Here is a 21,793-nt window from a genome sequence, read left to right on the forward strand (position 1 = left end):
AGCTGCCGGAACGTCTCCTCCAGCCGGCTGCGGTCAAGCGGGCCCGTCAGTTCCAGCACAGCCGGCATATTGTAGCCGACACCGCCGTCTTCAAGCTGCTGGAGCACATACATCCGTTTCTGCGCCGAAGACACCGGGTAGGTATCTTGTGTTTGCGCAGGCTGAATCGCTTCATACGGGCTCTCTTCCAAGTCCTGAATAACCGAAGCGAGCTCTTCCACCGTCGGCCGGGCGAAGATGTCCTGTAACGGAACCTGAACACCGAACTCTTTGGCGATGCGGGAGACGAGAGCCGTCGCTTTTAACGAATGGCCGCCCCGCTCAAAAAAGTGATCCCGGATGCCGACGGGTCCGTTTTTCAGCACCTCTTCCCAAAGGGCGCAAAGCTTCATTTCCGTGACGTTCCGCGGGGCGGTGTACACCTGTCTGTCTGCCGCTCCGCCGGGAGCCGGCAGCGCGCGGCGGTCAAGCTTTCCGCTCGGCGTGACCGGCCATTCGCTCATCTCTATAAACTGAGCCGGCATCATGTAGGCCGGAAGGCGTGTTGCAAGCTCCGCCCGCACGTCATCGCTTTTTCGTCCTTCAATATAGGCGTAAAGCGCGGTTTCGCCGTGTTCGGTCCGGGCGGTGACTGCCGCCTCACGAATGCCGTCGATGCGCCGGATCGCCGTTTCGATTTCTCCCGGTTCAATCCGGTAGCCGCGGACTTTCACCTGTCCGTCTGAACGACCGAGCCATTCGACAAGGCCGTCTTCTGTCCAGCGTGCGATATCACCCGTCTGATACATGCGTTCTCCCGGATAAAACGGATCATCGACAAAACGCTCCTCCGTCAGCTCAGGCCGGTTCAGATAGCCGCGGGCCACGCCTGTCCCTGCGATATACAGCTCTCCGATACAGCCCGGCGGCAGAAGCTGTTTCTTTTGATTTAAAATATACAGCCGCATGTTATGTCCGGAACTGCCGATCGGAACATTGTGAAATTCCTTTCCTTGCGGCAAATCGAAGTACGCCGCTTCTACCGTCGCTTCCGTCGGACCGTAGGAATTTGTCAATTCCGTTCCCGGCAGAAGGTCATAAAAACGGGAAACCAAGTGCGGGCCCAATTGTTCGCCCCCGGCAAAAACCCTTTTTAAGCAGGTCTTTTTGATCGGCTGTTTTCTGGAATTTATATATTCCAAGAAAGCATGAAGCATGGATGGCACAAAATGAGCTGCCGTTATGCGGTTTTTCTCCAATGCGTTCAGTATCATTTCAGGGTCTTTCTCGCCGCCTTGTGGAAGGAGAAAAACAGAAGCTCCCGCGATCGGCCACCAAAACAGCTCCCAAATCGAAGCATCGAAAGAGTATGATGTTTTATGCAAAATGGTGTCGGAATCCTTTAATCCATAACGCGTTTGCAGCGAGTATAAAAAGTTTACGGCTGACTGATGTTCAACCTGCACGCCTTTTGGGCGTCCCGTAGAACCGGATGTATAGATGGTATAAGCCAATGAATCAGGTTTCACCGGAACATTGGGGTTGGCCGCAGCTTCCGGGTTTCCTGTTTGTCCGCTTTTCAGAGAGATCATTTCTCCCTCAAAAAGATCTGGTGCGAAAAGTTCTGGTTCTGCCAGTAAGAATTTCACGCCGCTGTCTTTCAGTAAAAAGCGAATCCGCTCTTCCGGATAATCCGGATCAATCGGCAGATATGCACCGCCTGCTTTTAAGACAGCGTAAATGCCGATCAGCATGTCAGGAGAACGCCGGCCCATAATGGCAGTCTTATCCTCCAGCCTTATCCCCCGCTTGATCAGCTGGTGCGCAAGCTCATTCGCTCTTTCGTTCAGTTCCTGATACGTAATCGAAATGTCATCAGTTAAAATCGCCGGACGGTCCGGCGTTTTTTCTGCCTGTTGTTCCAGCAGCTCATGAAGAGGCTGATGAAGCGGAAACGCTGTTTTCTGCAAGGGGCTGAAATTTTGAAGCAGAGACACTTCTTCTTTTTCTGACAAAACAGAAATATCGTCTAATTCCAAACCCGGATCAGCTGCGGCGTTTTCGGCAAGTGTCGTGAAAAATTCCGCCCATTTTTGAATCGTTTTTCTCTCAAACAAATCGGTGCTGTATTCAAACTGGCAGTACAATTCACCGGCGTTTTCGGAGATGTACAGCGATAAGTCAAATTTAGAAATCGGCAGGCTGACATCTGCCGGCTGCAGTTCAAGTCCGGCTGCCCTAAGCTTCTGCTGTTCCATATTTTGCAGCGCAAATGTTGTGTCAAACAGCGGATTTCGGGACATGTCCCGCGGCACACCGAGCTTATCGACGAGCTCTTCTAACGGGTAATCCTGATGTTCGTAAGCCTCAAGCGCTGTTTGGCGAATTTCCTTTAAATATTCTTTGAACGTCATGCTTCCGTCGGGACGCGTCCTGAAAGCGAGCGTATTGACAAACATGCCCAGAACGGCGTCAAGGTCGGCATGAGGCCTTCCTGCAATCGGAGACCCGACAATCATATCTTCCTGTCCGCTTAAACGGGCTAACAGAACCGTGTACACACCGAGCAGCGTCATATAAAGTGTGCATTTGTTTTCTTTCGCCAGCTTTTTCAACTGTGCTGTATGTTTTTCGCTGATGACAAATGACACCCGGTCACCGGAAAAGCTCCGCACCGGGGGACGCGGCTTATCAGCCGGCAATTCAAGCACGGGAATCTCCCCGGCAAGCCGGTTCAGCCAGTATTCCTCTTGTTTCCGATATGCGGCGCCCGCCTTAAATGATTGCTGCCAGACGGCATAATCTTTGTATTGAATCCGTAACGGCGGCAGACTTCTCTCAGCATACAGCTCACTGAATTCACGTATCAAAAGATTGACGGATACGCCGTCTGAAATAATATGATGCATGTCAGCTAAAAGCAGTTGCCGGTCTTTTTCTATTTGGACAAATCCCGCCCGGAAAAGGGGCGCTTTGCCGAGATCGAACGGCCGGATAAACGATTCGGCTGATTGTTCTTTTGTAAATGCAAACGGCACTTCGTCATGAATTCTCTGCACAGGCCGGCCGTTTTTTTCTTCAAAGGACGTTCTGAGCGGTTCATGCCGCCGGATCAGCTCCTTGAACACGGCTTCCATCCTGTCTCGGTCAAACGGCCCCTTCACCTCTAAAACGGCTGGAATGTTATAGCTGACACCGCCATTTTCAAGCTGGTGAAGGACATACATCCGTTTTTGAGCGGATGAGACAGGATAAGTTTCTTTTGTTTCTGTCTTTTCTATGGATGCGAACGGATTCTCTTCTGCTTCACCGATGATTTTGGCGAGTTCTTCTACAGTCGGATAGCTGAAGACATCACTCAGCGGGATTTGCACGCTGCACTCTTTAGCTATTTTTGCAACGAGTGCCGTCGCCTTTAATGAATGGCCGCCAAGCTCGAAAAAGTGATCGTGAACGCCGATCGGGCCGGTTTGAAGCACTTCTTCCCATATGCGGGTAAGCTTCAGCTCGGTCACATTCCGTGGAGCTGTATATCGACGGCCCGCTGCGTACGCCGAAGCTTCCGGAAGGGCCCGCTGATCGACTTTGCCGTTTCCAGTGAGCGGAATCGAGTCAACGAAAGCCCATTTGACCGGAATCATATAATCAGGCAGCTCCTTGGCCAAATCACTTCGCAGCTGAGAAGGATCAGTCGCTTGTGAGACGCTGCAGTAGGCGCATAATTCATTTTCGCCCGACTCATTCGTTTGAATCAGCACGGCAGCTTCTTTCACGGCATGATGATTTGCCAGGACGGTTTCAATTTCCTTTGGTTCAATCCGGTACCCTCTGATCTTCACTTGATCATCTGTCCGGCCGATGTATTCAATTTGGCCGTCCGCACGCAGTCTTGCCAAATCTCCGGTCCGGTACATGACGGCGCCCGTTCTGAACGGATCCGGCAAAAATTTCTCTTCGGTCAGCGCCGGATTGTTCACATAGCCTCTTCCTGTATTCGCTCCGGAAATATACAATTCTCCCGCAATTCCGAGAGGCTGAAGCTGTCTGTTTTTGCTGAGAATATACATTTTGTTATGATGGATCGGTTTCCCGATCGGCGGATGTTCAGGTATGTCATCTCCCGGAGAAATCGTATACGTTGAAACCACATGGGTTTCTGACGGGCCGTAATGATTATGCAAATGCATACCGTGTAAACGGAGCGTCTGCCTGAACAAACGTGAGATAGTCAGCTGCTCCCCGGCCGTAATGACATGCTTCACACAGCGGGGAAAAGACTGTGCATAACCTTCTTCATTGAAAAGCATCTTGACAAACGCAGTCGGGAAAAACACCACCTCTGTTTTGTGCTGATCGATAAACGAATACAGCTGAGAAACATCCCGTTTGATTGATTCGGGCACGATACAAAGGGTGCCGCCGCTTAAGAGTACTGAAAATAACTCCTGATAGCAGACGTCAAACGCCAAAGATGCGTACTGCAGCACATTTGTGCAAAAATCAATGTCTGTGTTCGTCAATTGGTCAGAAAGAAGGTTGGCCATATTTTTATGTTCGAGCAGCACGCCCTTCGGTTTCCCTGTCGTACCGGATGTATAAATCATATAAAGGAGGTCGTCCGCCGTATTAATGGATTGCACATTGCTTCCGTCCGCTTCCGTCCCGGCCTCTTCTATATATGTAACCTGCAGCGTTTGTCCCGCGGGGAGTGACTGATGCCGCTCTGTTACAACATGGATGCAGCCGCTGTTTTCAATAACATATCGGATACGCTCCTTTGGACTGCCGGGATCTATCGGGACAAAGGCGCCGCCTGCTTTTAAAATACCGAGAACGGCCGCCGCTAAAGAAGGGGAACGGCCGAGCATGACGCCTACCGGCTCCTCCCGCTTTAATCCGCGTTTTTGCAGCAGACGGGCCAGCTTATTAGCCGATTCATTCAGCTCTTTGTACGTCACTGACCCGCCTTCATACCGGATCGCGATTTGATCCGGCGTTTGTGCGGCCTGCCGTTCAAACATCGCATGAATCGTGTCATACTCAGGCTTTTCAGTTTCTTCAGAAATCGGAGCAAGCAGCTGCTCTTTTTCCTCAGGAGTGATGATTACAAGCTTATCCGGCGTGATATCAGGTTTGTCGAGAATCTGGGAAACGATATGTGTCAAATGACCTTTGATATTTTCGATAAATTGGCGGTCATACACGCTTGAATCGTATCTCATTTTCAAATGAATCTCGTCACCCGGCGCCACCATAAGATAAAAACTGTAATTGGTTTCGTCTTCCATGCTGAAATCATGGATGTGAAAAAGGTCTTTCGTGTCCCCCTTGCTGTTCAGTACATCAAGCTCCTGTTCAACCGGATAATTCTCAAAGACGAGAATATGGTCAATTAAGCCTTGTTTTACCTGTGAATTCGCCTGTATATCATAAAGCGGATGATAGCTGTATGCCTGTCCTTTCAAAGCGTCCTTTTGCACGTTTTTGATCAGCTTTTGAAACGGGATGTCCGCCCCGCTGATCCGGACAGGCACGGTATTAATGAACAGACCGATCATTCGCTCGATGCCTTCGATTTCAGACGGCCTTCCGGAAATAACAGAACCAAAAACCGCATCTTCTGTCTGGTTATACGCCTGAAGCAAAATGCCCCAGAGCGTGTGGAAAATGGTGCTCAGCGTGACCTCTTCTTTCACGGCCAGATCTTTCAGCTTAGCCGTGTCCTCTTTTGAAAAGGAAAACGTCACTTCCTCTTGGCTGCTTTCGCCGGCTTTTTTCTGCTTCGGCAGAACAGTCTGCTGCTCAAAGCCTTCAAGGTATCGCTCCCAATACGAAGCGGCTTTTTCTTTATCTTGCTCCATCAGCCACTTGATGTAGGTCCCGTACGGCACAGCGGGCTCAAGCGTTAACGGTGTCCGGCGGAGCCGCGAGGCGTATATCTGGAAGAACTCTTTCAGCACGATTCCGAGACACCAGCCATCCATAATAATGTGATGAAAACTCCATATGCACGTATATTCACATTCACCGGTTTGAAGCAGCGTCACCCGCATCAGCATGTCTTTTTGCAGGTGAAATCCTTTCTTACGGTCTCTTCGTTTGGCTTCTTCAATATGCTTGATTTGATCAGCCTTGTTTAAATTGGTGAGATTTTCCTCAATGATGCTGACGTTCCGCTCTTTTAATACGACCTGCTGCGGCACTGACACGTTCTGGCTGATAAAGATCGTTCTGAAAATATCATGTCTTTCGAAAAGGGCATGAACGCTCTCTTCAAACACGCGGGTGTCAACCTTCCCCGTTATTGAAAAGGAGGCCTGCTCGGCGTAAGCCTGTGATTCCTTTTGCAGGAGGGAATGAAAAAGCATTCCTTCCTGCATATAAGACAGCGGATAAATATCCTGAATTGCATTCTTTTTTGTCATGTTATAATCTCCCCGTCGCCTTTTTCTACAGTTCCTCGACAAAACTCGCTATGCTGTCCAAATCATCAGATGTTAACGTTTTGCTGCTAAAATCACTAACGGTTTTTTCTGCTTCCTCTTTGCCTGTGCAGTGCGCCATAATATCACGCAAATATTGCTGTAAAGTTTGCAGCAGCTGTTCCATCGTTTCTTTGCGGAAGCGGCTCGGCGGATAGCTCAAACTGAAGTGCAGTTTATGTTGAGCGGCCATCGCGCTCATTTCCACCGCTTGTTCCCGCTGCCATGTCGGCGTGATGTCGTGCCCGCTCGCAAGACCGGATAAACTGAATGTGTGCTGATCTTCTGTATCATTGAATTGCCCTAAATAGTTAAAACTGATTTCAGGCGCTTGTCTGAAGCGGATTGTTTTTTGTTCAGGCGGTGTCATGTATTTTAAAATGCCGTAGCCTATTCCTTTATCCGGTATTCTTCCGAGTGTGTCTTTGACCGTTTTTACAGCCGTTCCAAGCTCAGCGCCTGCTGTGTTCAAGTCAATGAGCACCGGGTACATGGAGGTAAACCAGCCTACGGTGCGGCTGATGTCGAGCTCCGGCATGATGTGCTCTCTCCCGTGCCCTTCCATCGCGATGCGCAGTCTGCCGCCCCCTGTCCAGTCCCGTAAAGCCAAAGCTGCGGCAGTCAGAAGAATATCTTGCGTATCGGTATGGTATGCCCGGTTGACCTGCTGAAGCAAAACGGACGTTTCTTCTTCTGTAAGTGTAAAGCTTACCGTTTGCCGAATGCTGTCGGCTCCCGTCTGATGCTGCGGTTTTTCATAAGGAAGTTCGGCGGCTGTTTCTTCTTCAATAAAACGCCAATATTCTTCTTCACGCATCAGCTTGCTGCTTTTTGCGTATTCTGAAAGCCTTACGGCGTATTGCTTAAACGAATCGGTCTTTGGCGGAAGCTGGACCGGCTGACCTTTTACGGCTTGAGTGTAAGCGGCAGATAAATCCTCCAGCAGAATACGCCATGACACTCCGTCAACCGCCAGGTGATGTACGGTGATGAATAAATAATCCCCTGACCGGGTTTTGAACCAGCCGGCTTTTAATAACGGCCCTTTTTCAATATCCATCCGCTGTTGGAGCGCAGCCACTTCATCTTCTATTTCTCTTTCCCAAGTATCTGTCTCAGACAGATCCCAAATGTCCAAGCTGTACAGTTCTTCTTTTTGAATACCGTGATTGATTTGTCTGATACTTTCGTTTTCTGCACTGACGGTGATCCGGAGTGCATCATGATGAATGACAAGATGCTCCAAAGCTTGTTTGAGCGGCTGTTTATGCAATGCGTCAGAGCTGAACATCATGACGGACTGATTGAAATGATTTCTGTTTTCCATCCGCTGTGATAAAAACCAGTGCTGAACGGGTGTCCAAGGTATGTCTCCTTCCACCGGCCGCTGATCGATGACTCTTTCCGCTTTCCGGATAAGAGGCGCGAGTTCCTTAATGGACGGATGCCGGAATAAGTCACTTGCCGTCATTTTCCACCCGTAGCGTCCGAGCCGTGCGGCAACTTGCAGCGCTTTGATTGAATCGCCGCCCAACTCAAAAAATGAGTCTTCAATCCCGACTTGTTTTGTGCCGAGCACTTCCTGCCAGATCACGGAAAGCTGTTCTTCAAGCTCATTGCGGGGAGCTGTGTATGCGGTTTGAAGCGCGAGCTCCGGTTCGGGCAGATTTTTCCGATCCAATTTACCGTTCGGCGTAAGCGGCAGCTTCTCAAGTTCCATCATATAGGCCGGAACCATGTAATTCGGCAGTTGCTTAGAAAGTGAAGAACGCACTTTTTCTGTATCCATGTCCGCCTGCAGACTCATATATGCGATCAGTTCTTTATTGCCGGACTGCCCGGTTCTGACTGACACGGCAGCTTCTTTCACGCCGTCCAGGCTCCTTAGTGCGGCTTCAATCTCTCCCAGCTCGACCCGATAACCGCGGATTTTCACTTGATCATCCATCCGTCCGGCATATTCAATCGTTCCGTCCGGCAGCCAGCGGGCTAAATCCCCGGTGCGGTACATCCGTTCTCCGGGAACAAAAGGATTAGGGACAAATTTTTCTTCCGTCAGCTCAGGGCGGCCGAAATATCCTCTTGCCACACCGTCTCCGCCTGTGCATAATTCACCGATGACGCCGATCGGCTGCGGTGTTCCCCTGCTGTTTATGATATATGCGGTTGAATTTCCGACAGGGCGGCCGATCGGGATTGAATGATCGTATGATTGTTCAATCAAAAAGCAAGTCGAGAACGTCGTGTTTTCAGTCGGCCCGTATCCATTCCATACCGAGAGATACGGCAGCGCATTCCGAACCCGGTTTACATGACTTGGGGACAGTGCTTCCCCGCCGATAATCAATCGGGATAATCCGGAAAACACGTATTCATTTTGTTCTGATAGATGATTGAACAAAGACGATGTCAGCCACAGTGTCGTAATGCCGTTTTGCTGTATAAATGTTTCCAGAACATCAGAGTCGAGATAGGTTTCCTGGTCACTTACATATAAAGAAGCGCCGTTTAAAAGCGGACCGAATATTTCAAATGTCGTTACATCAAATCCTAATGATGAAGTAAACAACAGTCTGTCTTCCGGCGTAAAATCAATATAATTGCTGTTTTTCACAAGGCGGATCACGCTTCGCTGTTCAATCATGACGCCTTTTGGCGCACCTGTTGACCCGGATGTATAAATCATGTAGGCCAATGATTCAGATCCGCCGAGCGGTTCGGGATTTTCCGAACTCAAGCCGGCCTTTGTTTGAATATCCTCTATGAATAAACGTTTTCCTGAAAGCGGCAGACCGTCAAGTTTATCAGATTGGAGAAGAATATCAGCTTTACAGTCTTTAAGCATCCATTCAGCCCGTTCCCGAGGCACATCGTCACCGATAGGCAAGTAGGCGCCTCCCGCTTTTAATATTCCGAGGATTCCGGAAGCAAGCTCTGTTGTGCGGCCGGTTAATAATGCGACAACGCTTTCCGGACCGACGCCATTTGATCGGAGAGCCGCCGCTATTCTGTTAGCCCGTTCGTTCAGCTCACGGTATGTCAAGATTTGTCCATCATATACAACTGCCCGGGCATCGGGGGTTTCTTCAGCCTGCCGCTCAAATAAACGGCTGATGGTTTCGTGTCTTGGGTAATCGCTTTTCGTCTGATTAAACTGATAAATGACGCGATTTGTTTCAGCATCATCCAGTACGTGAATGTCACCAAGCGGTATTATTTGGTCTTCAATTACTTTTGTAAGAATTCGGGTAAAGTAAGAAAGCCATTTTTCGATTGTCTGTTTTTGATAGATATCTGTATTGAATTCAAAATCAAAGCTGATGGAACCGTCAGACCCTTCTGACGCGTAAAGCGTGGCATCAAACTTTGCGGTTTTATGACTTGTATCCGCAGCTTGAGTCAAATGCAGCTCATTTAAATTCAGGGATTCACGCTCCATATTTTGGAGCACAAACATCACGTCAAACAGCGGATTGCGGCTCATGTCCCGCTGCACGCCGAGCCGTTCCACCAGCTCTTCAAACGGGTAGTCCTGATGTTCATACGCTTCCAGTGCGGCCTGGCGGACTTCCGCCAAATAATCGGTAAACCGCTTGTCCCCTTTCGGCTCCGTTCTGATGGCAAGCGTGTTGACGAACATGCCGAGAATCGGTTCAAGGTCTTTGTGCGGACGCCCGGCAATCGGCGAGCCGACGATGATGTCTTCCTGCCCGCTCAATCTTGCGAGTAACGTATTGTACGCGGCGAGAAGCACCATATACAAAGTGGAGCCGTGATCCCGGGCGATGCGGTGAAGGCCGGATGCCGTGGCAGCGTCAAGCGTGCACGATACGCTGCCGCCCGCAAAGCTTCTGACAGCCGGACGGGGCTTGTCAGCCGGAAGCTCAAGCACCGGAAGCTCTCCTTCTAGCCGCTTCAGCCAATACGCTTCCTGCTTTTGATACCCTTCTTTCTCCTGAAACGACCGCTGCCAGACGGCATAGTCTTTATATTGAAGGCGCATCGGCGCAAGCGAACGGCCTGCGTACAGCTCGCCGAATTCTTTTATCAAGGTGTTGACGGACACACCATCGGAAATAATATGATGCATATCCGTTAATAAAAGATGGCGTTCGTCCGATTCTTTCACGAGAGCCGCACGGAAGAGCGGCGCTTCCTCCAGACAAAACGGCCGGACGAATGCGTCAGCTGACTCGGCCTCATCGAGCTGAAACGGTACGCTGTCATGGATGCGCTGCACCGGTTCGCCGTCAGGCCCCGTTTCGAAGGACGTTCTAAGCGATTCGTGCCGCTCCACAAGCTGCCGGAACGTCTCCTCCAGCCGGACACGGTCAAGCGGGCCCGTCAGTTCCAGCACAGCCGGCATATTGTAGCCGACACCGCCGTCTTCAAGCTGCTGGAGCACATACATCCGTTTCTGCGCTGAAGACACCGGATAAGTGTCCTGTGTTTTCGCCGGCTGAATCGCTTCATACGGGCTCTCTTCCAAGTCCTGAATAACCGAAGCGAGCTCTTCCACCGTCGGCCGGGCGAAGATGTCCTGTAACGGCACCTGAACACCGAACTCCTTGGCGATGCGGGAGACGAGAGCCGTCGCTTTTAACGAATGGCCGCCCCGCTCAAAAAAGTGATCCCGGATGCCGACGGGTCCGTTTTTCAGCACCTCTTCCCAAAGGGCGCAAAGCTTCATTTCCGTGACGTTCCGCGGTGCGGTGTACGCTTGTCTGCCTGCCGCTCCGTCAGGAGCCGGCAGCGCGCGGCGGTCAAGCTTTCCGCTCGGTGTGACCGGCCACTCGCTCATCTCTATAAACTGAGCCGGCATCATGTAGGCCGGAAGACGTTTCGCAAGCTCCGCCCGCACGTCATCGCTTTTTCGTCCTTCAATATAGGCGTAAAGTGCGGTTTCGCCGTGTTCGGTCCGGGCGGTGACCGCCGCCTCACGAATGCCGTCAATTCGCCGGATCGCCGCTTCAATTTCTCCCGGTTCAATCCGGTAGCCGCGGACTTTCACCTGTCCGTCTGAACGCCCGAGCCATTCAACAAGGCCGTCTTCTGTCCAGCGTGCGATATCGCCCGTCTGATACATGCGTTCTCCCGGATAAAACGGATCATCGAGAAAGCGCTCCTCCGTCAGCTCAGGGCGGTTCAGATAGCCGCGGGCCACGCCTGTCCCTGCGATGTACAGCTCTCCTGCCACGCCCGCAGGCTGGATGGTTCCCCCGCTATCTAATACATACAGACGGGCACCAGGAACGGGTTTTCCGATCGGAAGCCGCGTCCGTCTGCTGTCCCGTTTTCGGTCACAGACGTAAAAGGCCGCATCGACCGTCGCTTCTGTCGGCCCGTAGCCGTGAATAAGCATGGTCTCCGGCAGAAGATCGGCAAACCGGGCAGCCGTAAGCGGGGAAAGAGCTTCCCCCCCGGCAAACACGCGTGTCAGTGTTCTGCCGAGGCGGGTTCTTGTTTCTGCAGGCTCAGTTTCCAGCGCGTCTAAAAAGCTGTTGACCATCGCCGGAATAAAATGTGCGGTCGTCACCTTTTCAGAAGAAAAAGCTTCAATCATCCGCACTGGATCTTTCTCCCAGCCGGCCGGAAGCAGATACACGGAGGCGCCGGACATCGTCCACCAAAACAATTGCCAGATGGAGGCGTCGAATGAAAAGGATGATTTCAGCACGATAATATCCTCTTCCGTTAACGGAAACTGCCCTTGCATCCCTGATAAAAAGGCGGCGGCTTGACGGTGTTCAACAGCCACTCCCTTCGGTGTTCCCGTCGAACCGGACGTATAAATGATATAAGCGAGCGAATCAGCATCCGCTTCGTCAGAGACAGCCCCTGTCTCCGTCTCACTTGTCAGAGAAGAAAGAGACACTTCTAGCGTTTCGCCGGAAAAACCGGGAACGGATAACCCCGGCTGTGCAAGCAGGAGACAAGCGCCGCAGTCATCGAGCATATAGCGCAGCCTGTCCTCAGGATAGTCAGGGTCAAGCGGCACATAGGCGCCGCCCGCTTTTAACACGGCAAGCACAGAAACCGCCATCTCCGGCGAGCGTTCAGCGAGTACGCCGACCATGCTTTCTTTGCGGACGCCTTTTTGTCGGAGCCGGACGGCGAGCCTGTCCGTGTACTGATCGAGCTCGGCGTACGTCAGCATACCGTCCGGAAAACGGAGCGCCGGACGATGCGGCGAAAGCGCGGCGCGGCGGGCAAACAGCCCGTGAAGAGTCGGAGCCGGCGGTTCAACCGTTTCTGTATGGTTAAATGCATCCATCATACTTCTGGCTTCACACGCATCCAGCAATGCGATCTCGGAAGCGCCGATTTCAGGGTCGGAAATGACTGAGTTCACCATATGCCGTAAAAATGTTTCGATATTCTTCATAAAAACATCGTCGTATATACCGGTATCAAATTTTAAGCGGATATAAAGAGAATTGCCCGGAATCACCTTTATGCTGCATCCGTAGTTTGTGACTTCTTCCATCGTGAAATCCTCTACCGCAAAATCAAATGAACCGGCCTGACTCACATTTTCAATTTCACGCTGGGCCGGCACATTTTCAAACACGATAATATGGTCAAACAGCGCTTGCTTCAGAGGGCTTTGCGCCTGAATGTCATACAGCGGATAATAGCTGTACGCTTCTGCTTGCAGCGTCTCCTGCTGCAAATGCCTGACAAGCTCCAGAAAAGAAAATGAACCGCTTTTCACCCGTACGGGAATCGTATTAATAAACAGTCCCACCATTTTTTCCACGCCTGCGAGATCCGACGGCCGGCCGGAAACGACAGAACCGAAAACGGCATCATCACAGCGGCTGACACGCTGCAGCAAAATGCCCCACAGTGCCTGGAACACTGTATTCAGCGTTGCTCCAGCCCTTGCCGCAATGTTCTTCAGCTCATTTGTCTGCTCTTCAGAAATGGTGAAAACCGCCTGCTCAAGTTCGCCGTTTGGTTCCGCGGATTTTTTCGGAAGAGACGCCGATTGCTCAAGATCGGCAAGTCTCGTTTTCCAAAAAATCTCGGCTTCTTTACGATCCTGCTTCATGAGCCATTTAATATACTTCCCATATGGCTGAACAGGCTCGAGAGACGGAAGCCGTCCGTCTCCCAGAGATTGATAGATCATCAGAAATTCCTTCATGACAATTCCGAAGCACCAGCCATCCATGACAATATGATGATGGCTCCATATACAAACATAGCGTTCAGGCGCTTTTTTCAAAATGGAGACTCTCATGAGAGGATCTGATTGCAAATCAAAGCCTTTATCTTTATCTTCTTTTCTGAACCGGTCGGCATATTTGTCTTGCGCCTTCTCGTCCAAATGAGAAATATCATGAAACTGAACGCGGCTCGGCCTGTTTTTCAACACGACTTGGCGGGGCTTCGCCACATTCTTATGAATAAATGTCGTACGGAAAATATCGTATCGTTCAAAAACAGCATCTATACTTTTTTGGAATCGTTCCCGGTCAAGCTGTCCGCTGATCGTAAACACCGCTTGTTCGAAGTAGGCTCTTGAGTCATGATCCAACAGAGAATGAAAAAGCATGCCCTCCTGCATAAAAGACAAAGGATATATATCTTGTATTTCCGGTTGCTGCCCCATTGCGCCACTCCTTTTCTATAGTTTGTTGACGGCTCCCATAATGTCATTCAGATCTTCCAGCGTTAACTCCTCGTCACTGAAATCAGCGGCGCTCCATTCACGCTCCTCTTTGCCTGTGCAATGCGTGATGATCTGCTTGAGAAAGGTATGAAAATATCCCGTCAAAACTTCAATCGTTTCTTTTTGATACTGAAAACGGTTGTACACGACATGCATGCTGAGACATTCCGACGATACGGAGCCGCTGATATCAAGTGTGTACGGACGTTCCCAGTCTGGGCTGACTTCATTTCCCGCTTTTACGGGAGAAACACCGAAGCCGCTGGAACGGATTTCCCGGTCAAACTGTCCCAGATAGTTAAAACTGATTTCAGGAGAATCAGATTCAGTCTCTCCCCAGAGTTTGCTTATATATTTCAGCACCCCGTATCCCGCTCCTTTATGCGGTATGCGGCGCATCATGTCTTTTGTCCGCTTAATGTGATAGCCGAGACGCTCGCCGTCATCAGGCTGATCTTGAAAACTTGCGTCAACCAATACCGGATAAATTGACGTAAACCAGCCGATGGTTCTGCTGATATCAAGATGCTCCAGATGCTCTTCCCTTCCGTGGCCTTCCATGCTGATTTTGAATGTCTCGTTTCCGGTCCATCTGTTCAGCGCTAGGCTTAACGCGGCAAGCAATAATTCGCCCGTCTCTGTTGTGTATGCTCTGTTTGCTTCCGTTAACAGCTGCTCAGTCTCCTGTTTTGTCAATGTAACGGTCATCACATCTGTATCTTTCAGAAGATTGGAAGAGGTGCGGGCATCTTTCGGAAGCGGTTTGACCGCCGCTTTTTCTCTTTCGGACCAGTAGTCTGCTTCCTGTAACAGCCGGCGGCTTTTTGCATAATCAGAGATTTGCTTCGCGTAAGTCTGATAGGAATCGGTTTTCGCCGGAAGCGCGGTTTCTTTTCCTTCGAGCGCCTGCCTGTAGCACGCGGTGAGATCTTCAAATAAAATCCTCCATGACACTCCGTCAATGACAAGGTGATGAATGGAAAGCAGCAGATGATCGCCATCAGCGGCATGAAATAAGCCGACAGCTACGAGCGGACCTGTCTCCAGCCGAATGGAAGTTTGAATACGGGCGGCCGCCTGTTCAATTGCGGCGTGCTCCTCTTGTAATGAACCTTTCTCTCTTACGTCATGCGTTTCAAACGTAAAGAGTTCTTCTTCAGAAAGGTTTTCTGCTCTGTTATATTGAATCACTGATCCGTTTTGTGTGCCGCATACCATCCGTAATGCGTCATGATGAACCGCGAGCTGCGCCAGCGCTTTTCTCATAGCAGATTCATTGATTCTGTCCGCACTGCGGAGCATAACGGACTGATTAAAATGATCATACGGCAATGATTGCGAAAAGAACCAGTGCTGGATCGGCGTCAGCGGCACGTCTCCCGTGACGGGAGACTGATCAATCACGCGGCGGACTTTCCGGAGCCGCATCGACACTTCTCCCAGTGTCTGATGCTCGAACAGCTCGCGGACGGTCGTTTCATAGCCCTGCTGTTTCAGCCTCGCACATACTTGCAGCGCTTTAATCGAATCCCCGCCGAGATGGAAGAAATGAGCATTGGGGCCGAGTCCTTCAACACCTAAGAGTTCTTCCCAGATGTCAGCCATCATTTCTTCAGTTTCATTTCTCAGGCTGATATCATCTCCAAGGCTTTCATTTAATTCAGGCTGCGGGAGTGCCTTCTCGTCCAGCTTCCCATTCGCCGTCAAAGGCAGTTCATCAAGCTCTATCAAGCGTGCGGGAATCATATATTCCGGCAGAAAAGCTCTGAGAGAGGCCTGAACCTCTGCTTCTTTTATTTTTTCATTCCCGTGTAAGACCGCGTATGCGTAAATGGAGTGCTGACCGTGCTGATCAGCACGTGTGATCACGGCGGCCTCTTTCACGAAGGAAAGCTCCTGCAGCGCTGATTTTATTTCTCCCAGCTCAATTCTGTGGCCTCTGACTTTTACTTGCGCATCTTTCCGCCCGACATATTCCAGCTCGCCATTTGAGAGTCTTTTGGCAATATCGCCCGTCCGGTAGAGCCGCATGCCGGTATTGTGCGGATTCGTGATGAACCGGGAGGCGGTTAAATCATCCCTGTTTACATATCCCCTCGCGACGCCTTCCCCGCCGATATAAAGCTCACCTGGAATTCCGATCGGCTGCGGATTCATATAGGCGTCCATGACAAAAGCATGAAGGGTTTCCAGCGGTCTGCCGATATTGCTTTTATTTCTCTCAATATCATCCATCTTCAGTTTTTTGCATGTGACGTGAACCGTGGTTTCCGTAATGCCGTACATATTAACAAGCTCCGTCTCCGGGTACTTCTCTTTCCAGCTTTTCAGCATGCCGGGCTGAAGCGCTTCTCCACCGAAAATGACATATCGAAGCTTCAGCTTGTCCGTATGCCCGGCCTCTTCATGAATGAGTCCGGAAAAAGCCGTCGGCGTTTGGTTCAGCACCGTTACGCCTTCACTTTGCAGCAGCTGCCGGTACAAATGCGGATCACGGGCAGTTTCTTTCGGCACGATAACTACCTTTCCGCCGTATAAGAGCGCGCCGAATATTTCCCAGACAGAAAAATCAAAGCAATAGGAGTGGAACAGCGTCCAAACGTCTCCAGAGCCGAAATCAAACGGCAGTCCTCTATGTGTGATAAGGCTGATGACATTGCGGTGTTCCGTCATAACGCCTTTCGGTTTTCCGGTTGTGCCCGATGTGTAAATCACGTAAGCCGGCTGTTCAGGCGTTATCATTTCTTTCGTTCTGTCTGCTGAAACGGATTCAGGCTTATCAATGTATAATACCGGCAGCCCGTCCATTCCGGATATCCCAAGACCCGATTGCGTCAACAGAACACGCGCGCCGCTGTCAGTCAGCATAAATGAAATCCGCTCGTCCGGATAGTCAGGATCAATCGGCAGATAAGCCCCTCCCGCTTTTAAAATACCGAGAATCCCAATCAGCATATCCGGGGATCGTTCGGTCATAATTCCGACAATCTGTCCGGAGCGGATGCCGTTTTCCGACAGCATATCGGCGATTCGATCCGCCTTTTCATTGAGCTCGCGGTATGTGAGACGCTCATCGGACATAACGGCTGCAATTTGATCCGGCATTTTTTCCGCCTGTGCTTCAAATAAACTGACGATCGTCTCATGCCTCGGATACTCAGCTGTTTGATTTTCCGCTTGAAGAAGCATCTGCCGCTCGTTTTTATCCAGCAAATGAATGTCAGACAGCTTCCGCTCATCATCCGATGCGATTTGTCCTAAAAGCGCTTTAAAATGACCGGCCCACCGTTCGATCGTATCTTTTTCAAACAACGCGGTACTGTATTCAAAATGAAAATCCAGTGAGCCGTCCGGCTGTTCCTCGGCATGAAGCGTCAAGTCGAATTTTGAAATGTCATGTTTCACTGCATGTGAAGAAACGGATAAGCCCGGAAGGTTCACTTTGAAATCATCACTGTTTTGCAAAACGAGCATGGCATCAAACAGCGGATTGCGATTGACTTCCCGGTGTGTATCAAGCTTTTGGGCAAGTTCTTCAAACGGGAAGTCCTGATGTTCGGCTGCGCCGAGGGCGAGCATTTTCACCTCTTCTAAATAAGCGCGGAATGTCTTATCCCCTTTCGGCCTGCTTCTCATTGCCACGGTATTTACAAACATGCCGATGACCCCATCAAGCTCAGCGCGGCTTCTGCCGGCCGCAGGTGAACCGACGATAATGTCTTCCTGCCCGCTCAATTTAGAAAGGAACAAGGAGTAGCCTGCCAAAAGAATCATATACAGCGTCGAACCCGTCTCATCCATAAGCCGGCGCAAATTCTCCGCCGTTTCTTTTTGAAGGCGCGTTCGTACAACGGACCCGCTGAAATCAGGAAGCTGCGGGCGCTTTTTATCGAGCGGCAGATCAAGAACGGGAATGTTTTCCCCGATCGCATCCAGCCAATACCGCTCATGTTTTTTGAATTCTTCAGCGGCGAACCGCTCATGCTGCCAGACGGAAAAATCTTTGTACTGAAGTTTTAACGGCCGCAGCTCTTTTCCTCTGTACAAATCCGTCAATTCTTGAATCAGAACGCTCATTGACACACCGTCTGCGATAAGATGATGCATATCAAGCAGCAGAAAATGACGTTCTTCAGTGGCTTTGGCTAAAGTCACTCTCAAAAGCGGCGCTTTTTCCACGTCAAACGGCTTGACGAAAGCTTCCATTGTCTCTTGAAGAAGTGTCCCGGATGGCATGTGAACCTCTGTGAGATCGAGATCGACATGTGAATGTATGTGCTGCATCGGCTCCCCGTTTCGTAAAACAAATGATGTGCGTAACGCTTCATGCCTTTGTAACAGCGCTGAAAAGGCTTCGTGCAGACAATCCCGGTTGAGTCTGCCGCTCAGCTCCAGACAAACGGGCATATGATAGCCCGTGCTGTCCGCCGCAAGCTGATGAAGGGCATAGAGCCTTTTTTGCGCAAAAGATAGCGGGTACAAGTCCTTTGCCTCCGCAGGCGTGATTTCTGCATATTCTCCTCTTTTCCTCTGTTCTAGGAAGCGGGCCATGCTCTCGATGGTCGGATGTTCAAAAACATGGCGGACGGCAAGTTCAATTTGCAGCCGTTTATGTATGTTTGAAACAAGCGACGCGGCTTTCAGCGACTGTCCGCCGATTTGGAAGAAATCATCTCTCATACTGATGTGTTTCCGTTTCAGCACTTCTTGCCAAATAGACAGCAGCTCAGTCTCAAGTATTGTGCGCGGAGCTTGATAATCACCGGTTCTCTCAGTTTCTTTCGGCTCAGGAAGTGCGGCCCGGTCAAGTTTTCCGCTCACAGACAGCGGCATTTCCGTCAATTTGGTAAAGCTTCCCGGGATCATATAAGCAGGTAATCTCCCGGCCAATTCGGCATGAGGGTCAAATGTCACACCCGCGTTTTCCAGCACGACATAAGCTGCAAGCTCCTGTTCCCCGTCCTCCGTTTTGCGCACGATGACTGCCGCCTCTTTTACCCCGGACAGACTTCTGAGTGCCGTTTCGATTTCTCCCAATTCAATTCTGTAACCTCTTACCTTCACCTGATCGTCAAAGCGTCCCATATATTCAATCGTTCCGTCCGGTAAAAATCGGGCTGCATCTCCCGTTCTGTACAGCCGTTCACCTTTACGAAACGGATGAGGGGTAAAGACTTTGTCCGTCAGCTCTTTTTGCTGAAAATATCCGTCCGCCAGACCTTTTCCGGAAATACACAGTTCACCGACGGCTCCGACCGGCTGCAGCCGATCTCCGTGCATCATATAGACAGAAGTGTTGGCAATCGGGCGCCCGATCGTAATCCGGCTGCTTTTTTGCAGGTTGCGCAGAACCGTCGTGGCCACACTGTTTTCCGTCGGGCCGTATTCATTCAGCAGCTCGGCATTCGGGCATATGTTGCGGCTCGCTTCCACGATATCAGGGGTGGCCGCTTCCCCGGCAAATGTCACCGCCCGAAGCGTCTGCGCATCCTTTTTCGTCAGCGAATCAAGCAGAACGCGATACAGAGACGGAACGATCAGAAGATGGCTCACTCCGTGGCGGGCGATTTTCTGTTTTATTGAAAGGACGTCTTTCGCATCATCTTCATCAGTTAACAGTACACAGGCGCCCGACAGAAGCGGAGTGAAAAGACTCGTTAATGACCCGTCAAATACGTATGAAAAAAGATGAAGCGCTATGTCTCCTCCTGTCATCCCGTATTCTTCACGCCGCCATTGCAATGTATTGCTGATCGCTTTGTGTTGTACAAGCACCCCTTTCGGCCGGCCTGTCGTTCCGGAGGTGTAAATGACATACGCCCAATTTCCGCTGTCAGACACCGGCGGAAGCGGTGCGGTCTGCTGAGAAACCGTTTCCTCCATGATGACGACGCTGCCCTTGAAATGGGGCGGAATGAGGGGGAGCAGGTCTTTTTCAGTCACGAGCAGTGAGGCTTCACTGTCTCTCAGTAAAAATGAAATCCGTTCAGGCGGAAATTCCGCATCAATCGGCATATAGGCGCTGCCCGACTTCCAAATTCCGAGCAGAGCGGCAACCGTACTCATTGATCGGCGCAGCATAACAGCGGTGATCTGATCGGAACGGGCGCCTTTTTCCCTTAACGCATGGGCAATCTGATTCGCCCGCTGATTTAATTTTTTGTAGCTCCAGCTTACTCCGTTATATCTCAACGCCTCTTGGTCAGGCATTTTTGCCGCCTGTTCTTCAAACAGCCCATGAACGGTTGTCTCAGGGTACGGACGGTTCGTTTCGTTAAACGAATGAATCAGGGCTTCTTCCCCCGGAGGTACGAGACTGATGCTTGATAAAAGCCTGTCCGGATCTTCCGTTACACAGGAGATGACCTCCAGAATATGCCCTTTGATCCGTTTCATGTCTTCCCGATCGTAGATGCCCGCATTGTAGCTGAATTTCACATAAAACTCTTCTCCCGGAACGATGACGACGTTAAGATCGTAATTGGTTTCTTCCGCCATCGAAAAGTTTTCAAGTGAGAGCGCACTGCTTTCCGTTTGCTGCCAGCCGTTTACCGCAGCCTGCATCTGAACCGGATAATTTTCAAAGACAAGGATATGGTTCAAGAGATCTTTTTGCAGGCCGCTCTCGTTTTGAATGTCATAAAGCGGATAATAGCTGTGCTCTTCCGCAGCGAGTGACTCTTTTTGCACCTTTTTGAGAAGAGAAGAAAAAGTCATATCACCAGCCGCGCGCACCCTTACCGGCACGGTATTGATAAACAGTCCGGCCATGGATTCAATGCCGCTGATAGCTGACGGCCTGCCGGAAACAACTGAACCGAAGACGGCATCTTCAGTGCCGTTGTAACGATGGAGCAGCAGACCCCAAATGCCCGTAAATATAGTATTCAGCGTGACCCCGATGCCTCGGGCAATGTCTGTCAGTTTTTGCACGGTTTCAGGCTCAAGGGAAAATTGAAAATGCTCAGATACATAACCGTTTTGCGCCGGCTTATTCTTCGTTTGCGGAACGGAAACGGTTTCTCCGTAATCTTCCAAGCAGCGCGACCAGAACGCTGACGTCTCTTCTTTATTCCGGCTTCGGAGCCATTTGATATAAGTGCTGTAAGGAGCCGGACTGCCGAGGTTTACAGGCCGCCCGTTCCGGATCGCATAATACATGCTGAAGAAATCTTTCAGTACAAGGCCCAAGCTCCAGCCGTCCATCATAATGTGATGATGAGTCCAAACGCATGTATGGCGGTTTTCTCCCGTTTGAAAAAGAGTCAAGCGCATTAAGGGGCCTTTTTGCAGATCAAACCCCTTATGCCGATCGTTTTCCTTAAATTTGTCAATGATGCTTTGCTGCCATTCTTCCGAATAGTCTGAAATGTTCTCAGTCTGTACGGCAGTGTCACGGCGTGAAAGGACAACCTGCTGCGGCCCTTCAAGGTCAGGCACTTCTTTTATGAAAATCGTTCTGAAAATATCATAACGGCTGACAAGCATATCCAGACTTTTTTGGAATGTATCAATGCATAAATCCCCGCTGACTGTAAACGAAATCTGCTCGACATATGCGTTTGATCCGGAATCCAGAAGCGAATGAAACAGCATGCCTTCCTGCATATATGATAAAGGGTAAATATCTTGAATTTCTGTCGCTTGTGTCACG

At 50.4% G+C, this 21,793-nt stretch carries 3 protein-coding genes; all 3 read right to left on the bottom strand.

Annotation, left to right across the window (positions count from 1 at the left end; all coding sequences use genetic code 11):
• On the bottom strand, window positions 1–6,404 hold a 6,404-nt coding region (locus ACWJJ5_RS17985), incomplete at its 3' end, for an amino acid adenylation domain-containing protein (RefSeq protein WP_454022593.1).
• A 25-nt stretch (window positions 6,405–6,429) separates the two neighbouring features.
• On the bottom strand, window positions 6,430–14,079 hold the full coding sequence (locus tag ACWJJ5_RS17990; protein WP_454022594.1) for an amino acid adenylation domain-containing protein: 7,650 nt from the start codon (window positions 14,077–14,079) through the stop codon (window positions 6,430–6,432).
• Window positions 14,080–14,094: 15 nt separating this feature from the next.
• Window positions 14,095–21,792, bottom strand: a complete 7,698-nt coding sequence (locus ACWJJ5_RS17995) for an amino acid adenylation domain-containing protein (RefSeq protein WP_454022595.1) — start codon at window positions 21,790–21,792, stop codon at window positions 14,095–14,097.
• Between the last annotated feature and the right edge of the window lies 1 nt (window position 21,793).

The sequence above is a fragment of the Bacillus sp. JK74 genome (assembly GCF_053663395.1).

Bases quoted from the DNA above. Each gene is read 5' to 3' on its own strand.
- ACWJJ5_RS17990 (WP_454022594.1), bottom strand. From the start codon at position 14,079: ATGGGGCAGCAACCGGAAATACAAGATATATATCCTTTGTCTTTTATG.